Annotated in this window: 17 protein-coding genes, 1 tRNA gene and 1 pseudogene; 4 read left to right on the top strand and 15 right to left on the bottom strand. The window is 39.8% G+C overall.

Annotation, left to right across the window (positions count from 1 at the left end):
* Positions 1 to 96: 96 nt before the first annotated feature.
* The 8 genes from metA to proC form a co-directional block, all read right to left on the bottom strand.
* Positions 97 to 1008, bottom strand: coding sequence for a homoserine O-succinyltransferase (metA, locus tag J5A74_05755; GenBank protein QUI94940.1), 912 nt, complete (start codon positions 1006 to 1008; stop codon positions 97 to 99).
* 19 nt (positions 1009 to 1027) lie between these two features.
* Positions 1028 to 2983, bottom strand: a complete 1956-nt coding sequence (ligA, locus tag J5A74_05750) for an NAD-dependent DNA ligase LigA (GenBank protein ID QUI94939.1) — start codon at positions 2981 to 2983, stop codon at positions 1028 to 1030.
* Between the two features lie 4 nt (positions 2984 to 2987).
* Positions 2988 to 3707: a pseudouridine synthase gene (locus J5A74_05745; GenBank protein ID QUI94938.1), complete on the bottom strand. Its 720-nt coding sequence runs from the start codon at positions 3705 to 3707 to the stop codon at positions 2988 to 2990.
* On the bottom strand, positions 3694 to 4761 hold the full coding sequence (gene queA / locus J5A74_05740; GenBank protein QUI94937.1) for a tRNA preQ1(34) S-adenosylmethionine ribosyltransferase-isomerase QueA: 1068 nt from the start codon (positions 4759 to 4761) through the stop codon (positions 3694 to 3696). The genes J5A74_05745 and queA overlap by 14 nt, the downstream gene beginning before the upstream one ends.
* Before the next feature lie 72 nt (positions 4762 to 4833).
* Positions 4834 to 4907: transfer RNA gene (locus J5A74_05735), tRNA-Arg, on the bottom strand.
* 34 nt (positions 4908 to 4941) lie between these two features.
* Positions 4942 to 6936: an excinuclease ABC subunit UvrB gene (gene uvrB / locus J5A74_05730; GenBank protein QUI94936.1), complete on the bottom strand. Its 1995-nt coding sequence runs from the start codon at positions 6934 to 6936 to the stop codon at positions 4942 to 4944.
* Positions 6926 to 7474, bottom strand: a complete 549-nt coding sequence (locus J5A74_05725; protein QUI94935.1) for an NUDIX hydrolase — start codon at positions 7472 to 7474, stop codon at positions 6926 to 6928. Before J5A74_05725 ends, uvrB begins: the two co-directional genes overlap by 11 nt.
* A gap of 11 nt (positions 7475 to 7485) precedes the next feature.
* Positions 7486 to 8283 (bottom strand): pyrroline-5-carboxylate reductase, encoded by a 798-nt coding sequence (gene proC / locus J5A74_05720; protein QUI94934.1) that lies wholly within the window; start codon positions 8281 to 8283, stop codon positions 7486 to 7488.
* 176 nt (positions 8284 to 8459) lie between these two features.
* Here proC and J5A74_05715 point away from each other — a divergent pair.
* Positions 8460 to 8937: pseudogene (locus J5A74_05715) on the top strand (DUF2798 domain-containing protein).
* A 56-nt stretch (positions 8938 to 8993) separates the two neighbouring features.
* Here the strand turns inward: J5A74_05715 and J5A74_05710 are convergent.
* The 5 genes from J5A74_05710 to J5A74_05690 all read right to left on the bottom strand — a co-directional run bounded on the left by J5A74_05710 (position 8994) and on the right by J5A74_05690 (position 14807).
* Positions 8994 to 10190, bottom strand: a complete 1197-nt coding sequence (locus J5A74_05710) for a TolC family protein (protein QUI94933.1) — start codon at positions 10188 to 10190, stop codon at positions 8994 to 8996.
* 8 nt (positions 10191 to 10198) lie between these two features.
* Positions 10199 to 11359, bottom strand: coding sequence for a TolC family protein (locus J5A74_05705; GenBank protein QUI94932.1), 1161 nt, complete (start codon positions 11357 to 11359; stop codon positions 10199 to 10201).
* 3 nt (positions 11360 to 11362) lie between these two features.
* Positions 11363 to 12007, bottom strand: coding sequence for a TetR family transcriptional regulator (locus tag J5A74_05700; protein ID QUI94931.1), 645 nt, complete (start codon positions 12005 to 12007; stop codon positions 11363 to 11365).
* Positions 12008 to 12091: 84 nt separating this feature from the next.
* Positions 12092 to 13015: a tRNA-dihydrouridine synthase family protein gene (locus J5A74_05695; GenBank protein ID QUI96836.1), complete on the bottom strand. Its 924-nt coding sequence runs from the start codon at positions 13013 to 13015 to the stop codon at positions 12092 to 12094.
* A 79-nt stretch (positions 13016 to 13094) separates the two neighbouring features.
* The gene (locus tag J5A74_05690) at positions 13095 to 14807 is read right to left on the bottom strand and encodes a carbohydrate-binding domain-containing protein (protein ID QUI94930.1); all 1713 of its coding nucleotides are present in this window, start codon (positions 14805 to 14807) and stop codon (positions 13095 to 13097) included.
* Positions 14808 to 14925: 118 nt separating this feature from the next.
* On the opposite strand from J5A74_05690, the gene J5A74_05685 reads away from it, so the two are divergent.
* Positions 14926 to 15603, top strand: a complete 678-nt coding sequence (locus J5A74_05685; GenBank protein QUI94929.1) for a response regulator transcription factor — start codon at positions 14926 to 14928, stop codon at positions 15601 to 15603.
* Entirely contained in the window at positions 15596 to 16867 is a 1272-nt protein-coding gene (locus tag J5A74_05680) for a GHKL domain-containing protein (protein QUI94928.1), read from the top strand. The genes J5A74_05685 and J5A74_05680 overlap by 8 nt, the downstream gene beginning before the upstream one ends.
* On the opposite strand, the gene J5A74_05675 is transcribed toward J5A74_05680, so the two are convergent.
* Positions 16842 to 18014 (bottom strand): oxygen-independent coproporphyrinogen III oxidase, encoded by a 1173-nt coding sequence (locus tag J5A74_05675; protein QUI96835.1) that lies wholly within the window; start codon positions 18012 to 18014, stop codon positions 16842 to 16844. The two genes, J5A74_05680 and J5A74_05675, sit on opposite strands and share 26 nt — an antisense overlap.
* A gap of 20 nt (positions 18015 to 18034) precedes the next feature.
* Positions 18035 to 19843, bottom strand: a complete 1809-nt coding sequence (lepA, locus tag J5A74_05670) for a translation elongation factor 4 (protein QUI94927.1) — start codon at positions 19841 to 19843, stop codon at positions 18035 to 18037.
* A gap of 206 nt (positions 19844 to 20049) precedes the next feature.
* Here lepA and rpsT point away from each other — a divergent pair, with 206 nt between their 5' ends.
* Positions 20050 to 20313 carry a 30S ribosomal protein S20 gene (rpsT, locus tag J5A74_05665; GenBank protein QUI94926.1) on the top strand — a complete coding sequence of 88 codons (264 nt, stop codon included), beginning with the start codon at positions 20050 to 20052 and terminating at the stop codon, positions 20311 to 20313.
* The last annotated feature ends 7 nt before the right edge of the window (positions 20314 to 20320 follow it).

Raw genomic sequence — 20320 nt, 5'->3', positions numbered from 1 at the left:
AAAACTCGATTGAGTTTTTTCGCATCTCCCTTTTTACACTTATTGTGTATAAATGACTAAAATCATATGCAAAAAAGCACACTTCCCCCTTTTTTATTAAGAATACAAATCATAAGGCGTGTTCTGATAGACATAAAAATTCAACCAATTCGCATACAATGTATTGGAAAAGTTTCTCCAGCTAAGCACAGGACGCTCATTTGGATCATCATTTGGAAAATAATGAATCGGAATCTTGGGATGCATTCCCTTATTGGTGTCTCTCTTATACTCCTGTGCCAAGGTGTAACGATCATATTCAGGATGTCCCTGAATAAAGATTTGACTTCCCGAATTGTTCATGATCAACAACACTCCTGCCTCTTTGCTCTTTGCAAGAATTTGTAAATCCTTACAAGCCACAATATCTTCTTCGTGAACCTCTGTGTTTCTCGAATGCGGACAGCAAATATAGTCATCCAAACTTCTAACAAGCGGTGTCTTTTTGTGCAAAACTTCGTGGGTGTAAATTCCCGATAACTTTTGTTTCATCGGAAACTTTTTAATGCCATAGTGATAATATAATCCTGCCTGACTTCCCCAACAAATATGTAATGTTGAAGTGACATGTTTCTTACTCCACTCCATCATTTTGCACAATTCTTCCCAATAATGAATTTCTTCAAACTCATACTGCTCAATCGGTGCCCCTGTAATAATCATACCATCAAACTTTTTTTCCTTGATATCATCAAAATGAACATAAAATTTATTTAGATGACTTTGACTGGTATTCTTACTCTTGTGCGTCTGCATCATTAAAAATGTGCAATCGACTTGAAGCGGTGTATTGGACAGTGCACGAAGTAGTTGTGTCTCGGCCTCCTCTTTCAATGGCATCAAGTTTAAAATCAATATCTGTAATGGACGAATATTCTGCGTCATCGCACGGTCTTCGTCCATCACAAAGATATTCTCTTCCTCTAAAATTTTTTGTGCGGGCAATCCCTTTTGAATTTTAATTGGCATAATATTCTCCTCACTTTCTCTATTGTTCCAATAAATCTAAAAAATCTTTTTCTGATAAAATCGGTATATTCAACTCCTTAGCCTTTTTATTTTTGCTTGACGATGACTCCTTGTCATTGTTAATGAGATAATTTGTCTTTGCAGATACAGAAGAGGAAACCTTGCCACCATTTGCTTCAATTATTTCCTGCATTTCCTTTCGATTTTTAAAATGCTCCACACTTCCTGTGATTACAAAGGTCATTCCAGCAAATTTTTCTCCTTTGCCTTCCTTTTTTGTCTTTTCAATCTCTAGCTCGACCAACAATTTTTCTAGACTCTCTCGATGTTTTTGATTGGCAAAAAAATCAACAATCGCCTTCGCTAACACCTCTCCAATTCCATCAATTTCTGTCAACTCTTCCATTGTACTATTCATAAAGCGATGGATGTCATCATCAAAATGTCGGCTAATAACTTTCGCATTGGCGACACCAATTCCTGCAATCCCCAGTGCATAGACTAGCCTTGGCATTGTGGTCTTTCTTGCCCTTTGTATTGCCTGATCTAGCTTGTCATAAGATCGTAAACCAAATCCATCGAGAGAAACAATTTTTTCTTTATATTGCTCAAGATGAAAGATATCAGCTTTTTCGTGAAGATACCCTTCAGCCAAAAATTTTTCCAATGTCATCTCCGAAAGACCATCAATATTTAAGGCATCTCGACTAACCATCAACGAAAAACCTTTTACTTGTTTGACTGGACAATCAGGATTTATACAGTATAGGGTTTTAATGCCATTGTCATTTTTGATCCTTGTCTCTTGATCACAGGCTGGACAGGTCTTTGGAATCACGATTTTTTTACTCCTTGTCAGATTATCTGCAATCTGTGGGATAATCATATTCGCCTTATATACTGTAATGATATCTCCCTCTCCAAGTCCAAGCTCCTCCACAATACTTACATTGTGCACACTGGCACGGCTGACCGTCGTCCCCTCTAGTTCCACAGGCTCAAACACAGCTACAGGATTAATTAGCCCTGTTCTTGATGGGCTCCATTCAATATAGCGAAGTGTTGTCTCTTTTTGCTCATCGCTCCACTTAAAAGCAATTGCATTTCTTGGAAACTTTGCTGTCGTTCCCAGACGATCTCCATAGGCAATATCATTAAGCAAAAGCACTAACCCATCCGACGGAATATCATAGTCTACAATCCGCTCAGAAAACTCTTTCACTTTTTCTTCTAAAGTATCTCTATTTACCAACACATGCTCAACTACACTAAAACCTTGCTCCTTTAACCAATCAAATTGCAACTTTCGCTGATTGTGAAAATCAATGCCATCCGCTTGTACTAAAGAAAAGGCATAGAAGTGAACATTTCTCTCCTTCGTCACTTTTGCATCAAGCTGTCTGACTGATCCAGAACAAAGATTTCTCGGATTTTTATACTTGGCATCAATATCTTCAATTTGTGCATTGATTTTATGAAAATCAGAATAGCGAATAATGGCCTCTCCTCTCAAAACCAAGTCACCCGTATAGGAAATGCAAAGGGGAACATTGGCAAAGGCCTTAGCATTATTGGTAATTTCCTCACCAATATATCCATTTCCCCTAGTAATGGCCTCCTCAAGTTGTCCATCTTTATAGTGCAAGACAATGGTAAGTCCATCCATCTTCCAGCTAAGCAATGCACTTTGCTCCCCTAACCATGTCTTTAACTCATCAATACTTTTGGTCTTGTCTAGAGAGAGCATAGGAGTTTTATGCTCTCTTTTTGGCAGTGCAGATACTACCTCATACCCCACACGCTGAGTCGGCGAACTCGATAAAATCGTCTTTGTCTCCTCTTCCAGTGAAACAAGTTCATCATAGAGTGCATCATACTCCAAGTTGCTCATCATTTCTTCACTCTTTTGATAATAGACATAGGCAGCTTGATTTAATTTTTCCACAAGTGCCTTCATTCTTTGCATTTTATCCATTCTCTCATCCCCTTTGCAGCATTTTTTTCAATTGACTCTGCTCTGTCTTAGAAAGTTCACGATAACTGCCCTCTAAGAGATTGCCCAATAAAATATTCATAATTCGCACACGCTGTAAATCCCTAACCTGATAGCCAAGTTCCTCACACATTCTTCGAATTTGGCGATTTAATCCTTGAGTCAGAACAATGGAAAATGTATCCTTTGAAAGAATCTTCACCCTACATTTCCTTGTGCGCACACGCAGTTCACTCAGCCAAACCCCCATTTCCATCTGTCTTTGAAATTCCTCTGACAGTGGCTGATCGACCTGAACAATATATTCCTTTTCATGAAAATTTGCTGCTCGCATAATCTTATTGACCAAATCTCCCTGATTGGTCATTAAAATCAATCCCCTAGAGTCCTTGTCCAGTCGCCCAATGGGATAAATTCGCTGAGAAAACCCGACCATCTCCACAATATTCCTTGCCCGATCCTTTGTTGAGGTTGTGCAGACAATGCCCACAGGCTTATTGATCGCAATCAAAATGGGCTTCACCTTTTTTATATCACTCTCTTGTCCCACTCTCTTTTCGTCGACATACACTTGATTCTCACCCTCAATATTTTCCCCCATCTTGGCCAGTCTTCCATCAATTTTTACTCTCCCCGCCTCAATCAAGCGGTCGGCCTCTCTCCTTGAACAAATGCCCATTTCGCTCAAATATTTATTGATTCTCATCTTCATTACTTTCTACAAAATTTTGGTGGTCGGTCACAAACATTGCATCTCCAAAGGAAAAGAAGCGATACTTTCTCTCCACTGCAGCCGCATAGGCCGATAGGACATTCTCTCTTTTTGCAAGTGCAGAGACTAGCATCACCAATGTGGACTCTGGCAAATGGAAATTCGTAATCAAGCAGTCCAAAACTTTAAAGCGATACCCTGGATAGATAAAAATTTCTGTCCAACCACTCTTTGCCTGTAAAATTCCTTCCTCTGTGCTAGCACTCTCAATGGTTCGGCAACTCGTTGTTCCCACACAAATTACTCTTTTTCCCGATTTCTTTGTCTCATTCACTAAATTCGCAGCCTCCTCAGAGACCATATAAAATTCAGAATGCATATGATGTTTTAAAACATCTTGCTCCTTTACTGGTCGGAAGGTTCCAAGTCCTACATGTAAGGTTACACGGGCAATTTTTACGCCCATCTGTTCAATCTCTTTTAGCAATTCCTTTGTAAAATGCAATCCTGCTGTAGGGGCCGCTGCACTGCCATCATGTTTTGCGTACACTGTCTGGTAGCGATTTTTATCCTTTAATTGATGTGTGATATATGGTGGCAGTGGCATTTGCCCAAGTTGATCCAAGATCTCTTCAAAAATTCCATTGTAGTGAAATTGAATCAAGCGATTTCCCTCCTCCACAATGCCCACAACCTTGCCAACAAGAAGTCCCTCTCCAAATTCAATCTCTGTCCCCATCTTGCACTTTTTTCCAGGTTTTACTAGGGTTTCCCAGATATCATCTTGCCCTCTTTTCAACAGCAATACTTCAATTTTAGCTCCTGTTCCCTTCTTTACGCCAAAAAGTCTTGCGGGAATAACTTTTGTGTCATTAATAACAAGGCAATCCCCTGCTCGCAAATACTTTTTAATTTCATAAAAATGTCGGTCCACACATTCTCCTGTCTCCTTGTCAAGTACCATTAATCTCGAAGAAGAGCGGTCTTCTAATGGATCCTGTGCGATTAATTCCTCTGGCAAATCATACCAAAAATCTCTTAATTCCATAATTCCTCCGTAATGAAAAAGGTATATGCCCACCAGCACATACCCTTTTGCTCTGTTTCTACTCTATTTCAGTGTGCCCGATGGGATTCGAACCCATGGCCTTCAGAGTCGGAGTCTGATGCGATATCCAACTTCGCTACGAGCACCTCCCCCTACTATACAATATTTGCTACAATTTTTCTAGCTCTTTTTTAGCTCAGCAATTTGATCTCGCAACATCGCAGCTTCCTCGAAGTTTAACTCTGCTGCAGCTTTTAACATCCTTCTTTCTAGCTCCTTTGTCAATTTTTCTAATTCTTCTCGGCTCATTGACTCAGGATCCTTCTCCCAACTCTTTTTATCCTTTATTGCCGCCTTTGATATAGCAATGACATCTCGCACAGCTTTTTGAATCGTCTTTGGTGTGATACCATGTTCTTCATTGTACTGCCTTTGAATTTCTCTCCTTCTTGCCGTCTCGTCAATGGCTCGACGCATTGATGCCGTGATATGGTCTGCATACATAATGACATGGCCATCCACATTTCTTGCCGCACGACCAATCGTCTGAATCAGTGAGGTTTCACTTCGCAAAAAACCTTCCTTGTCTGCATCCAAAATCGCCACCAATGTAATTTCCGGAATATCTAACCCCTCTCTAAGCAAATTGATCCCCACTAAGACATCAAATTTATCTAATCTCATATCCCGAATAATCTGTGCCCTCTCCAAAGTGTCAATATCAGAATGCAAGCAGCGAACACGAATCCCCACTTCCTTCATATAATTTGTCAAATCCTCAGCCATCTTTTTTGTCAATGTTGTGATTAATACTTTGTTTTTCTTTTCTACTTCTTTATTGACCTCACCAATTAAATCATCAATCTGTCCTTCCACTGGTCGAACACTAATTTCTGGATCAAGCAATCCTGTCGGACGAATAATTTGTTCCACACGCAATAACTCATGTTCGCTCTCATAGACATTTGGTGTCGCTGAAACAAAGAGCATTTGACTAATTTTTGATTCAAACTCCGAAAATTCAAGTGGACGATTATCCAGTGCACTTGGCAGGCGAAATCCGTAGTTTACTAGGGTTGTCTTCCTTGATCTATCTCCCGCATACATACCTCTGATCTGTGGAATGGTAATATGCGATTCATCCACAATAATCAAAAAGTCCTCTGGGAAATAATCCATTAAAGTATAGGGTGGTTCCCCAGGGGCAGAGCCTGTCAAATGTCTCGAATAATTTTCGATTCCAGAACAAAATCCAGTTTCCCTTAACATTTCTACATCAAAATGTGTCCGCTCATCAATTCTTTGTGCTTCAATCAATTTTTCTTCTCTTTTAAAAAATTGAACCTGTTCCTTGCATTCTGCCAATATATCATCCGCTGCCTTTGCAATCTTTTCAGGTGCAACCACATAGTGCGACGCAGGAAATACGGCAATATGGCTGAGTTCGCTCACCACCCTTCCTGTAACCACATCAATTTGTGTGATGCGTTCAACTTCATCGCCAAAAAATTCCACTCGATATGCCTCTTTACTCGATGCTGCTGGAAAAATTTCAAGTACATCTCCACGCACTCGAAAAGTACCTCGATGAAAATCAATATCATTTCTCATATATTGAATATCAATTAATTTTCGAATAACCTCATCTCTTTCTCTCTCCATCCCTGGACGAAGAGAAAGTACCATTTCTTGATAGTCAATTGGGCTTCCAAGACCATAAATGCAAGAGACCGAAGCCACAATAATGACATCCTTTCTCTCCGAAAGTGCTGCCGTTGCCGAATGGCGTAACTTATCAATTTCCTCATTGATCGCCGAATCCTTTTCAATATAGGTGTCCGTCGAAGGCACATAGGCCTCTGGCTGATAATAATCGTAGTAGGAAACAAAATACTCCACTGCATTCTCAGGAAAAAATTGTTTAAACTCACTGTAAAGCTGGGCAGCCAAAGTCTTATTGTGAGCAATCACTAGTGTTGGCTTTTGCAATTTTTCAATCACATTGGCCATTGTAAATGTCTTTCCTGAGCCCGTCACACCGAGCAAAGTTTCAAATTGATTGCCTTCATCAAATCCCTTAACAAGTGCCGCAATGGCTTGGGGCTGATCCCCTGTTGGCTGGTATTCGGAATGTAAAACAAATGACTTTTCTTCTCCACTTTGCTTATTGAGCATAGGTGATTCCCTCTTTGATTGCATAGGCCAAAATTCCAGAGACCGTCTTTGAGTCCTTCATCTCTCCTCTATAAATTAAATCTAAAAGATCCTTCACTTCCCATGCTTCCACCTGAATCTCCTCATCCTCATCAAGATGCTGGTACGTCACCTTCATATTTTTTGCCACAAAGATGTCAATTTGTTCATCACAGAAAGCCACTGTGGTGTCAATTCGAATTAAAAATTCCAAATCCTCTGGCTTTTCTACCTTTCTACCTGTTTCCTCCTCCAGTTCTCGAAATGCACAATCTCTTCTTGGTTCATCTACACGATCTACCTTACCTGCTGGCAACTCCAAAGTAAAGCGATTGAGTGCATTTCTGTATTGTCGAACCATCAAAAGTCTACCTTTTTCATCGACAGCAACCACAGCTGCTGCCCCATTGTGGTGAATAAAATCCCACACCGTCTCTCTTCCATTGACACGAACCAAATCCTTATATACCTTAATAATCTTGCCCTCATAGGCAAGATCTCTCTTTAACCTCTCGATCATTTTTCCCTCCACTACTTTATCTTTGTGCACTTTTGATATACGGCCTCTGCCCCTGCAAGAATACTTGCTCGAAATCCTGACTCCTCCAATGCGGCCACACCAGCAATGGTCGTTCCCCCTGGCGAACAAACCTTATCCTTCAATACTACTGGATGCTCTCCGCTCTTTAGTACCATCTTGGCACTGCCCAGTAAAGTCTGTGCCGCCATTTGAATCGCCTCTGACTTTTTTAGTCCATATTTCACTCCTGCATCGGCAAGTGCATCAATAAACATATACGCAAAGGCTGGTGATGATCCGCTGACTGAAACCACAGCATCCATCAAACTCTCCTCCACAACCACACTCTTTCCAAAAGAATCAAATAGAGCAATCAGCCCCTCTTTCTCCACCTTGGAAAATTCATCGGCAATCCAAGAAATTCCTGTCATACTCTCGCCCAAAAGTGCTGGAGTATTTGGCATTGCCCGCACAATTCTCTTGTCATCGCCAAGTTTTGACTTTAATTCATCAATACTTTTCCCTGGAGCTAAGGAAATCACTACTTGTCCACTTGGCATATCCTTTGCTATCTCCAAAAAAACGGTATCATACATCTGTGGCTTAATGGCAAGAACTAAGATTTCACAATTTTTCGCCAAAGAAGCGTTGTCCTCTGTATAATCAACTCCTGTCTTTGTCTTAATTCTTTCCTTCTTTTCCTGCGACTTTGAAGAAAAAATTAAGTCCTCCTTTGCATACTTTGAAAGCACACCCTGTAAAATGGCATAGCCCATATTCCCCATGCCAATAAATCCAATCTTTTTCATTTTGTCCTCACTCTCTTTATTTTTCTTTATTATAACGCAACTGTCTTTGAAAAAAAACTTTACTTTTTACCTAAAAAATGCTAAGATTTTCTGACAAAATAAAATGGTCAACAATTGGAAACGCACACTCCTCCAGGATGATAACGAACAACACATGTATCACAGGAGGATTTTTTATGCCAAAAAACAAATTTCAAGATGCCATTTTTACATTGATTATAGCAAGTATTATGGTCTACGGAATGGTCGTATACAACATTGCAAGAAATATGGGCAATCTGACCAATATGACCTTTTTTCATGCTCTCGCTGAACTTCCCATTATGGTCCCCATCGCATTTATTCTTGAGTTTTTTATTGTTGGGAAACTAGCTAGCTCATCAACTTGCCTTTATGGTTGTTCGCCCATCGGATAGACCACAAATCATTACTTATGCTATTTCTATTTGTATCTGCTGTATAATGTGTCCAATAATGAGTTTTATTGCCTGTCTTCTCTTTAGCAGAAATCAAATGAGTTTTGCATTTTGGATAAAAACTTGGGCATTGAATTTCCCTGTGGCCATCTTATATCAACTCTTTTACTGTGGTCCGCTGGTTCGCCTTATCTTCAGAATTATTTTTAGCAAAAAAGAGCAATCAACTAATTTTTAGACTATATCATAAAGGAGAGTTTTCAAACCAATAACTTGAAAACTCTCCTTCTACAATTATTCCACTTTTGCATTTCCATTGACAGCATCATAATATGCATTGACTGCCAACAAAAGGTTCATCTTTGCAGCCGAAATTTCCAATTCCTTTTGTTTTTGTTGAATTTGAATTTCAGCATATTGTGATTGACTGATTGCTCCCAATCGATAAGAAACCTGTGCTGTGGCAAGTTGTGCATTTATATTTTCTAAACCCTGTCTTGCTTGGTCAAGACTATTCTTTGCATCTCTTACTTTTTGATAGAGTTCTTGCAAATTGATATGTAAATTTGCCTCCATCTGTGCTTCTCTTGTCTCCCAAGCTGTTCTCCCTGTTTGATTGAGCGGATGCTTCCCATGACGCTCTTCAATAAGGGTATAGTTGTTGCCAATCGCCTTTTTAATATCTATCTCAGGATGTAAGCTCGATAGTGCCTGCTCATCCACCTGTGGAACATCTCCAATCTCTGGATTTGCACTCGGATTCCATCCACACATCTGGATCAATGACCTCTTCATTTGCAACTCATTGCTTGTCAACTCGGAAATACGAGACTGTGTCTGTAAAATATCCACCTGTAATTTTTGTACATCACTCAAAATTCCCGTGCCATATCTTACCTTGACCTGTTCTGCAGTAAGCTGTGTCTGACTCAACTCAATTGTTTGTCGAAGCAATTCCTTTTGTAACAATAAATTCTTATAATTAATCATCAATGTTCTTACACTGGCACTCATCTGTGCCTGTGCCGTTCGAAGTGAAGCATTGCTGGAAGAAATTGGCTTTTCTAAATTTTCCTTTGACTTTTTCATTCCGTCAATCACTGCCTTTAGCCCCATACTCTGTGCCGCATAGATGGCCATCTCTTCCACATCTTCGTTCGTCTTTGCCTCTTCTAAGAGATTGTCCATATTTCGCTTGACAGCAGACAAATTATCTATATTTTGAATAATCTCTAATCGACGATCCTGATAATTTTTCCAAGCAGCAGAAATTTCTGGATTAAAATTGTGCACCAAATCATCAATCTCGGCATACTCCAAGCGATTGTCCATTAACTTTGCCCAAGTAGCCTCGTCATAGCCATTGAGCATGGCCTGTGTCATGTTTCTCTCTGCCGGATTTCTCGGTGCGCTCACAAAGGCAGAACTTGGAAATGATGTCCCAATCAAAAAAGTTAATGAAGTCAGTACAAAACATCCTATTTTTTTCATCAAAGCTCCTATTCTGCCTTTGCCAAGCCATTGACATCCCATTGATAATTTTCCATTGCAGAAAATAGGGAGATCTTTGCCTGTGCAAGTGCCACATCGGCCTGCTTTTTGCTAATTTCTTGTGCACTCATCTCATAGGCACTGGCTACCCCAAGGCGAAGTTTCGTCTGCATCTGAGAAAGCAAGCCATTTTGTACATCCACATTGGCCTTTGCATAATGATAGGCATCCCTCGCAGCCAAAACATTTTGATAGTCAACAACTAATGCTGTGGAGATATTTTGCTTATTGGTTTTAATTGCAGTCTGCAAACTCTCCTTTTGACTGTCCTCACTGGCATTGGCTAGTTTCTTTAAGTTTATACGCAGAGTGTAATTATTCTGAAAAGCCAAGCCCTGATCATTAGCTGGATTCATCTTCTCAATTTTTGAAAATTCGACATCGGGAAGACTTCCTATCTCTGGATTTCCATTGTAAGACCAACCACACATCACCATCAACTTTTTCTTGACATTATTTGCATCATCTGTTGCCTTAGTAATGCTTTGCTCAGCCTTTAGTAAATCCTCCTGTGCCGAAAGAATACTTGACTTTACCCCCGTTCCCGCACGAAGCTTTATTCCTGCAAGATGAAGAGCATTTTGTGCCTGTTGTTTCGTCAAATTGGCATCTTCCACCACAAGTAGATTTGTATAGTAGCTAATCATATCATTTTGTGCAACTTGAACCAATGTCTTTTTTGCTGACTCCAATGTAATCCACTTAATCTCAGCATCTTCTAGTGCATTATCTGCCGACTTATTCAAGCTACTAATCTGTGCCTTTGCCGAAGCAAGAGCCACTGCTGCAGATACATAATTGGCATCTTGTGGGTCTGGCTCTTGTAAATTTTTCTCAATTTCCTTCGCCATATCCCGATAGGTCTTAACTACTTCTTCATTGGTCTTTCCATATTCCTTTTGAAAGGATCGATAGTCAATCTTGTTTTGCAAGATCGTGCCATTGTATTCCTCAAGCAACCCTTCAATTTCCCCATATTCCAAGCGATTGTCTCTAAGTTTTGCCCATTCCTCTTGACTTCTTGAAAATACAGGTTCGGCAAAACTTGCCATCGGACTCTGTGCAAATAGAACAGATATCAATGTAACTGCCAATATCTTCTTTATCAAATCTTACACCCTCTCTCTCTCCCTTTCGATATCACAGCGAACCCCCATTTCAATGATATCTAACTGACGGCTAAGTATGTCTTTAGCCTCTATTTCTGTTCTTCTCCTTGATTTCACTGCGATCAGAGATTGAAGAAACAATACAAAAATCATGTCAAAAATCTTTGTAAATTCCTCCAAAGAAGCAAAGCTATAGACAGGTTTACTTAAAATGTAGATTTCTCTGTGAAGTTCCTCCCACTTTTCTAGATTTTCTTTACTTCTTGCCCCCTCCTCATTCATCAAGCGAACAAATGTATAATCCTTAAATACCTCAAGATAGAGCTGAGCATAGGTGCTCGTCTTTTCTCTCTCCAGCCCTTCTGCAAATAACATATTTGCAGAAAGAAATAAATTTCCACCATTTTCCTTTATCACAGTAATCACTCGATCTACAATTCTTCGAACAAAGTCCTCTGCAACATATTGAAAAAGGTCATCCTTATCTTCAAAATATGTATAAAAACTGCCTCGAGAAATTCCTGCGCTCTTAATAATTTGATTAATGGAAACCATAGTCACAGGATGCATCAAAAATTCCTTCATTGCTGCCTCTAAAATCTTTATTTTCTTTGGTCCTTTTAATTTTAAAAATCGTGCACTTGGCATAGTTTCTCTCCTTCTTTATATAACATTATATCCATACTACAAAAAAAAAGCCATTGTGTCCATAACTTTATCAAAAATATTCATCTAAACTTCCAATAATTCACTTACTATTTGAATATACTCTGCTCTATTCTGGACTTTTCTAATTTTTTTCAGATATTTTTCTTTTCCTGCAAAACTTGTAATCCAAAACCCCCACAATTCCTTCATTTTAAAAAGCGTTGGTGTATCCCCTGACATTATCTGTGCATAGCCAAGATAAATTTCATCGTGGAACTGTTTAAATCGACTGCGATTCATCTCCTTTTTTCCTTTTTCTCCTCGAATTTCTGATATTAATTCTGGATTTTTTAATAATCCTCTTCCAATCATCAAGGTCTCCACACCAAATTGAAATATACTTTTTGCGTCATCTTTTGTACAAATATCTCCATTGTAGACTAACTTTTTCTCTGATTGCATTGCCCTTTTCCAAGCCAACCAATGAATCTCTCCCCTATAAAAATCAACACGCAACCTTGGATGAACAATCAATTCACTCAGTGGGTACTTCTCATAAATTTCTAAAATTTTCTCCCATTCCTTTTCATCACTGTCACCAATTCTTGTCTTAATTGAAATTTTTTGCTCACATCTAGAAAAAATCCCATCTAAAAATCGCTCAAGCTCCTCTACATCGGCCAAAGCTCCTGAGCCCTTTTTCTTTGAGGTCACTGTCTTTGATGGACAACCTAAATTGAGATTGACCTCATCATAGCCAAATTCAGCAATCTCTCTTGAAAGATTAACAAAATCATCCACTTGATTCGTTAGAATCTGCGGTATCACTGTGATTTTTGTATTATTTTCTGGCAAAATATCTCGCTTTTCTGATAGTGAAAATCCTTTCTTAGGATGTGGTGTGATAAATGGTGTAAAATATCGATCTATTCCTCCATAGTACTTTGCAAATGCATTTCGAAATATATAACTGGTAATGCCCTCAAGTGGAGCCATATAAACCTTCATCATCTTTCCTTTCTATCAACAAAAAATGCTGTTACAAGGGCTTTTCCCTGTAACAGCATCTGATTATAGCATATTCTATTTAAGATTGCACCGCATCATCCTTTGATGAGTCATCACTGGATTGATTTCCCTTTGACGAATCACCACTGGATTGACTTCCCTTTGATGAATCACCACTTGGTGGATTGCCCTTTGGTGGCTTGCCACTCGGTGGATTCCCTTTTGGTGGCTTGTCACTTGGTGGGTTTCCCTTTGGTGGCTTGCCACTTGGTGGGTTTCCCTTTGGTGGCTTGCCACTCGGTGGGTTTCCCTTTGGTGGTTTGCCACTCGGTGGATTTCCCTCTGGTGGCTGACCACTTGGGGGATTTCCCTCTGGTGGATTTCCCTTTGACGAATTGCCACTCGGTGGGTTTCCCTCTGGTGCACCTTGTCCTGGTGCTCCTCCCCTTTCGCTCTTTTCGCCAACAGTTGTTGTCTTTCCTGAAATGGTCGCTGTCTGCTTGTCTTCTCCTGTCTGAATCGTCACTTTCTTTCCTTCGCTCAAATCACTTGAAGATATCAAGACACTACTAAAGTCTTTCTTTGCTGTGATATTTGCAATCACATTTCCACTTTCATCCGTTATCTTGACCACTGTTCCCGCTTTTTGTGTGGTAGAATAGTTGACTTCCAAACTATTTTGAGTGGAAGTGTCGCCAAAACTTTGTACCATTCCACTAGAACCAATGCCCATATAAGTTCCACCTGTAATGGTTGCTGTGCCATCATAATCTAATGTGCCATCGCCATCACTTGTCGGACCATAGACCATAATTGTACCACCATTGATATAAATATCTCCATTGGAATCCACTCCATCACCAGTGGCATCCACCGTGATATTTCCACCTTCTAGTTTAAACCAAGTATCCTCCTGTGCCTGCATACTCTCCTGATCGCTGTCTGTCTTTGTTCTTGCATTGATGCCGTCATCTGTGGCCACAATATTAATGTCTCCACCATTGACTGTCACCTGTTTTCCTTCCAGACCTTCCTCTGAATTTTGAATATCAATTTTTCCAGCATCAATATCCAATGTTCCCTCTGTTGTCATTCCCTTTCCTGTCGCATTGATGGTAAATATGCCATCCTTTACAGCAATGCTATTTTTTCCCTTAATGGCATTGTTCGCCGATGTAATGGTGTAAGTTCCTGAAGTAAAGGTCAAGTTGTCCTTACTCTTAATGCCATCCTTTGCATTTGCTGTCACTTCCAATGTACCCGATCCGTCAAAGCTCAAATCACAATCAGCAAATACTGCTGCATCAGGTTCATCACTATCTTCTGTATTAGTATAAGTCTTTGCATCCACTAAGGTATTACTTGAACCATCGGCCAAGGTAATATTGACCTTTTTTGCACTCTTTGCATAAATAGCTGCTGTGGTCTGACTCTGTAAGTTCACACCATTGAGAACAAGCGTAACTTCTCCTTCTGATGCATCAATAACCACTTGTGCATTGGAATTACTTCCCCCAAGTGTATAGCTTCCCGCCTCAGTAATGGTCAATGTGCCATCTGCATAACTTGCACCACTACCTTCAATTTGTGCCCCACTGTCGGAAAATGTAATTTTTGCCTTTTCTACCAGTGTCTGTGCACTTGCCTCGCCTGTATTCTCTGCCTGTGTACTGCTGACTACATTTTCTGTATTTTCCGCATTCGCCTTAATCGCCTTATTGCTACAACCTGTGGCCAATGCCAGTGCACTCAATGTCAAACATACATATATTTTCTTTCGATACTTTTTCATATCCATTACCTCCTGTCTTGTTATGGCTATAGCATACCTTCTCTAACTGAAATGAAGCTGAAATTTTTTCCATAATTTAAAATTTTTTGGTAAAATAAACTTAGGAAAGGAGAATATCATGAAAATATTAATTGTAGAAGATGATGAAAGCCTCGCTCTTGCCATTGCTCAAATCTTAAATGAGCAAAAATATCAGACCGAAATTGCCTATAATGGAGAAGATGGTCTTGACTACGCATTACATGACAACTATGATCTCATTTTACTCGATATTATGCTGCCAAAACTTGATGGTTTTTCACTTGTCAAAAAATTGCGACAAAATAAAAACAATTCCCCTATCATTATGCTCACTGCAAAAGATGATATCCACTCCAAAATCACTGGACTAGATAGTGGTGCAGATGACTATATCACCAAGCCATTTGTCAAGGAAGAATTGCTCGCAAGAATTCGTGCCAATGCAAGGCGTCAGGGCGATGTCATTATCAACACCCTCTCGTTTTGTGACCTCAATTTAGATCTCGACACAGCCATACTCTCTTGCAATACAAAGAGCATTCAGTTAAGTTTTAAGGAATTTTCTATTTTAAAAATCCTTCTTGTCCATCCTAATCTTGTCATCAGCAAAGAAGTATTGATTGACAAAGTATGGGGCAATGAATCAGAAGCTGAAGCAAACAATGTTGAAGCCTACATTTCCTTCCTCAGAAAAAAATTTCAATTCATTGGCACAAAAGTGAGCATCAACACATTGCGAAGGCTGGGATATCGACTTGAGGTGAAAAATGATTAAAAAACTACAAAAAAAATTTATTCTCATTAACATGGCCTTTGTCACAGCTATATTGCTTGTTGTGCTCGGATTTATTTTATTTTCCAATATAAGAACACAGACAACAAATACAGAGAATTTCTTAAAGCATCAACTGGAACAAAATATGGCGGGAGAAAGAATGCCCAATCAACTAGAACATCACGACTCTGACTTCCAAGTTATTCCTCCAGACCATCAATTTCAAACTCCCCTTCCTTGCCTACTCTTTGTTCTTGATGGCGACGGGGATATCATAAACAGGGAAGAACAGGGGATTTCTATTGACAATGAAACAGCTAACGCCCTCATCAAAAAGATAAATTTGCCTAATCTATTGGAATATCACAGCTACTATACCAGTCACTCCCTTCAGTATATGTATGCACACAAAGATGAAAATCTCTACCTTATCTTTACAGACATCAGTGTCAATATTCACAACACAAGACAATTGATTTTAAACATTCTCATCATTCTTGGCATCGCACTGATTCTTTTTGGAATTCTTAGCTTTTATCTGTCAAAATGGAGTCTGTCTCCCATTGAATATGCTTGGAGACAACAAAAGCAATTTACCTCTGATGCCTCCCATGAACTTCGCACACCTATTGCTGTCATCTTAGCCAATTTAGATGTTCTTAATTCTATGCCTATGTTGCCAGAGCAACAGCCTTGGATTCTGCGCACAAAGACGGAGGCTCTTCGCATGAAAAAGCTCATTGAAGACCTTTTATTTTTAGCTCGCCAAGATGCAAAGACACAAAATCTACCTATGGAAAGTGTCGACATTTCTTCTATCCTATGGGAGCGATGTCTAAGCTTTGAGGCTCTTGCCTTTGAAAAAAAGATAACCATAAAAGAAAATATTGAAAACAATCTTTTCATCCTTGGTCATCCTGCTCAACTGCAACAACTCTTTACGATTTTTATTGACAATGCCTGCAAATATTCCTCCACTCCCGGTATAGTTTCCATCACGGCGAAACAGCAAAAAGAGGAGATTATCATTGACTTTAAAAATACAGGTAGTCCCATTCCCAAAGAGGCCATCCCCCATCTCTTCGATCGCTTCTATCGAATAGATGGCTCAAGAAACAAAAAAGAAGGTGGCTATGGATTAGGTCTTGCCATTGCAAAACAAATTCTCCACAACCACCAAGCAAAGATAAAGGTAGAAAGTTCCAAAGAACAAGGTACTACCTTCTCCTTAATCTTTTCTAGTCGAACAAAAAATCACTCATAACTCGATTGCTCAAATCAAGTCCCTTTTCAGTTAAATAAAGTCTTGAATCTTGAACTTCCAATAATTTTGCGATCACATTCTTTCGAATTGGCATATCAAAGACTTTAAACATATTGGAACCAAATCTCTCCATAAACTCTGCCGCACTCACGCCCCGTGTCAGACGAAGCCCCAAAAACATAAATTCTTCCATCCGCTGACGAGTACCTAATTCTTGAATGTCTTGATATAGGGGTGTGATATCCCTGTTCATCAAAATTTTCATATAGGCATCAAAATTTTCTTCGGTGTGAAATCTTCGATTGTAGACATAGCTCGATGCCCCAAGACCAAGTCCTAGATAGGGGACACCCGTCCAATAGCCCACATTGTGCTTGCACTCAAATCCCTTTTTTGCATAATTGCTAATTTCATAGCGTTCAAATCCATGAGCACGAAGATATTGATTCGTGAAATAATACATTTCCCGCTCTTCTTCTTCGGACGGGAGATTTTTTTGCCCCTCTCGATTGCCATAGGCCGTAAAAAATGGCGTTCCTTCTTCAATAATCAATGAATACGATGAGATATGTTCTGGTTTTAGTCGCACTACCTTCCGAAGTGTCTCCTTCCAGCTCTCCACACTTTGACCTGGAAGTGCGCTCATCAAGTCAACATTGATATTTGTAAATCCAACTTCTCTGGCCATTTGATAGCTATCCAAAAAATCTTCAAAAGTGTGAACTCTGCCCAATAGTCTTAATTCCTCATTGTCCGCCGACTGCAATCCAAAACTAACTCGATTGATCCCATTTTGTCGATAAATTCTTAATTTATCGACATTTACTGTTCCTGGATTGCATTCAATAGTCACCTCGGCCAAAGCATTGACAGAAAAACTTTCATAGATGGCACTCATAATGTTGCCCACCCAAGTTCCCTTTAAAATCGAGGGTGTACCACCACCAATAAAAATTGTTGTGATATAAAAATCATCACAGTACATCTTTCCCTGACTGCGAATTTCTTCACACAACTGATCGACATAACTTTTCTGTGTCAAATCATCGGCTACACCAGAGCGGAAATCGCAATAATTACATTTTTTGGCACAAAATGGAATGTGAACATAGAGCTCCATCCCCTTTTTATGACCAAGTCCACCCATATCGCCCACTCTCTCACCTCTTATTCTTCATCTAATTTCAAGACACTCATAAACGCCTTTTGCGGAATCTCCACATTTCCAATCTGGCGCATACGCTTCTTTCCTTCCTTTTGCTTCTCTAAAAGCTTTCTCTTTCTTGAAATATCTCCTCCATAGCACTTAGCTAGGACATCCTTTCTCATCGCCTTTACTGTCTCTCTGGCAATGACCTTTCCGCCCACAGCAGCCTGAATAGGAATTTCAAAGAGATGTCTTGGAATCTCCTCCTTTAACTTCTCACACATCTTTCTTCCACGCTCATAGGCCGAATCGGAGTGAACAATAAAGGAGAGAGCATCGACCGTTTCCTTATTGATTAACATATCGAGCTTGCAAAGAGAAGAGGTCTGATAGCCCTTTAACTCATAGTCAAGAGAAGCATATCCTTTTGACCGACTCTTTAGAGCATCAAAGAAATCATAAATAATCTCATTGAGTGGCAAATCATAGCGAAGAACTGCTCGAGACTCCTCAATATACTCCATGCCAAGATAGACTCCTCTTCTTTCCTGGCAAAGCGTCATAATCGCTCCAACATAGTCCTTCGTCACCATAATCTCTGCCGAGACAATTGGCTCTTCCATATGCTCAATCTCACTTGGATCTGGGAGATTCGATGGATTGGTCAGTTCGATGACTTCTCCATTCGTCTTAAATACCTTGTAAACTACACCTGGTGCTGTTGTGACAAGATCTAAATTGTATTCCCTCTCTAATCTCTCTTGAATAATCTCTAAATGCAATAGACCCAAAAATCCACAGCGAAAACCAAAGCCCAAGGCAAGAGAAGTCTCCGGCTCATAAAATAGAGATGCATCATTTAATTGTAACTTTTCTAGTGCATCTCGAAGGTCATTGTACTTTGCACCATCAGCTGGATAGAGACCACAATAAACCATCGGAGTCACCTTCTTATAGCCCGGAAGTGCTTCCTTACAAGGATTATTTTTTAATGTCACGGTGTCACCAACTCTAGTGTCCTTGACATTTTTAATGCTCGCGGTAATATAGCCAACCATCCCTGCACTCAATTCATCGCATTGAATAAATTGTCCTGCACCAAAATACCCCACTTCTACAACATCTTGAACCGCTCCTGTTGCCATCATTTGAATGGTATCGCCTTTCTTTACAGAACCTTCCTTAATTCGAACAAAGACAATCACTCCTCGATAGGAATCATAGACAGAATCAAAAATCAATGCCTTTAGTGGATCATTTTTATCTCCCTTTGGTGCAGGAATCTTTTTGACAATCGCCTCCAAGACATCTTCAATATTTAGTCCCACCTTGGCTGAAATTCTCGGTGCATCCTCTGCCTCAATCCCAATGACATCCTCAATTTCTTCTGCAACATGGTCAGGATCTGCACTCGGCAAATCAATCTTATTGATCACTGGAAATACTTCCAAATCATGGTCTAGAGCCAAATAGACATTGGCCAATGTCTGTGCCTCAATCCCCTGTGCAGCATCCACAACAAGAATTGCACCATCGCAGGCCGCCAGTGCCCTTGATACCTCATAGTTAAAGTCGACATGTCCTGGGGTATCAATCAAGTTAAAAATATATTCTTCTCCATCCTCTGCCCGATAGACTGTTCTGACTGCCTGACTTTTAATCGTGATGCCTCGCTCTCTCTCCAAATCCATGTTGTCAAGGACTTGCTCTTGCATCTCACGACTGGTCAAAAGTCCCGTCTTTTCTATAATTCGGTCGGCAAGAGTAGATTTACCGTGGTCAATGTGTGCAATAATGCAAAAATTTCTAATTTTACTCTGGTCGATCATGTGTATACCTCTTTATTTAAACTATTAACTTTTATAGAATACCATTTTTCTATCATACTTGCAATATTTACTCCTTGACAATACCGCATATTTAGCATAAAATACTTAAGTATGTTTACATTGAACTGTCCGTGTCCAGACTTCGATGCTAACACTTTAATTATTATAACTATAAAACAAAGAAATTATTTTGGAGGTGTAGAGGGTTGGCTAATATCAAATCCGCAAAGAAAAGAGTGCTCATCGCAGCAGAGAGAACAGAGAGAAATAAAGCAATCAAGTCTAAGGTAAAGACTGCAGTAAAGAAGGTTGATGCCGCTGTCATTGCTAAGGATAAGGAGAGCGCACAGGCAACTTTAAAGGCTGCTATCGTTGAGCTCACCAAGGCAGCAAGCAAGGGTGTTTATCACAAGAATACTGCTGCTCGCAAGGTTTCTAGACTTTCTAAGTCTGTAAATAGCATTCAGTAGAAGTAAT

Source organism: Lachnospiraceae bacterium oral taxon 096 (assembly GCA_018141845.1).
Lineage (GTDB): Bacteria > Bacillota > Clostridia > Lachnospirales > Lachnospiraceae > F0428.
The sequence above is the reverse complement of the archived record's forward strand: the minus strand, read 5'-3'. Positions and strand labels throughout refer to the sequence as shown.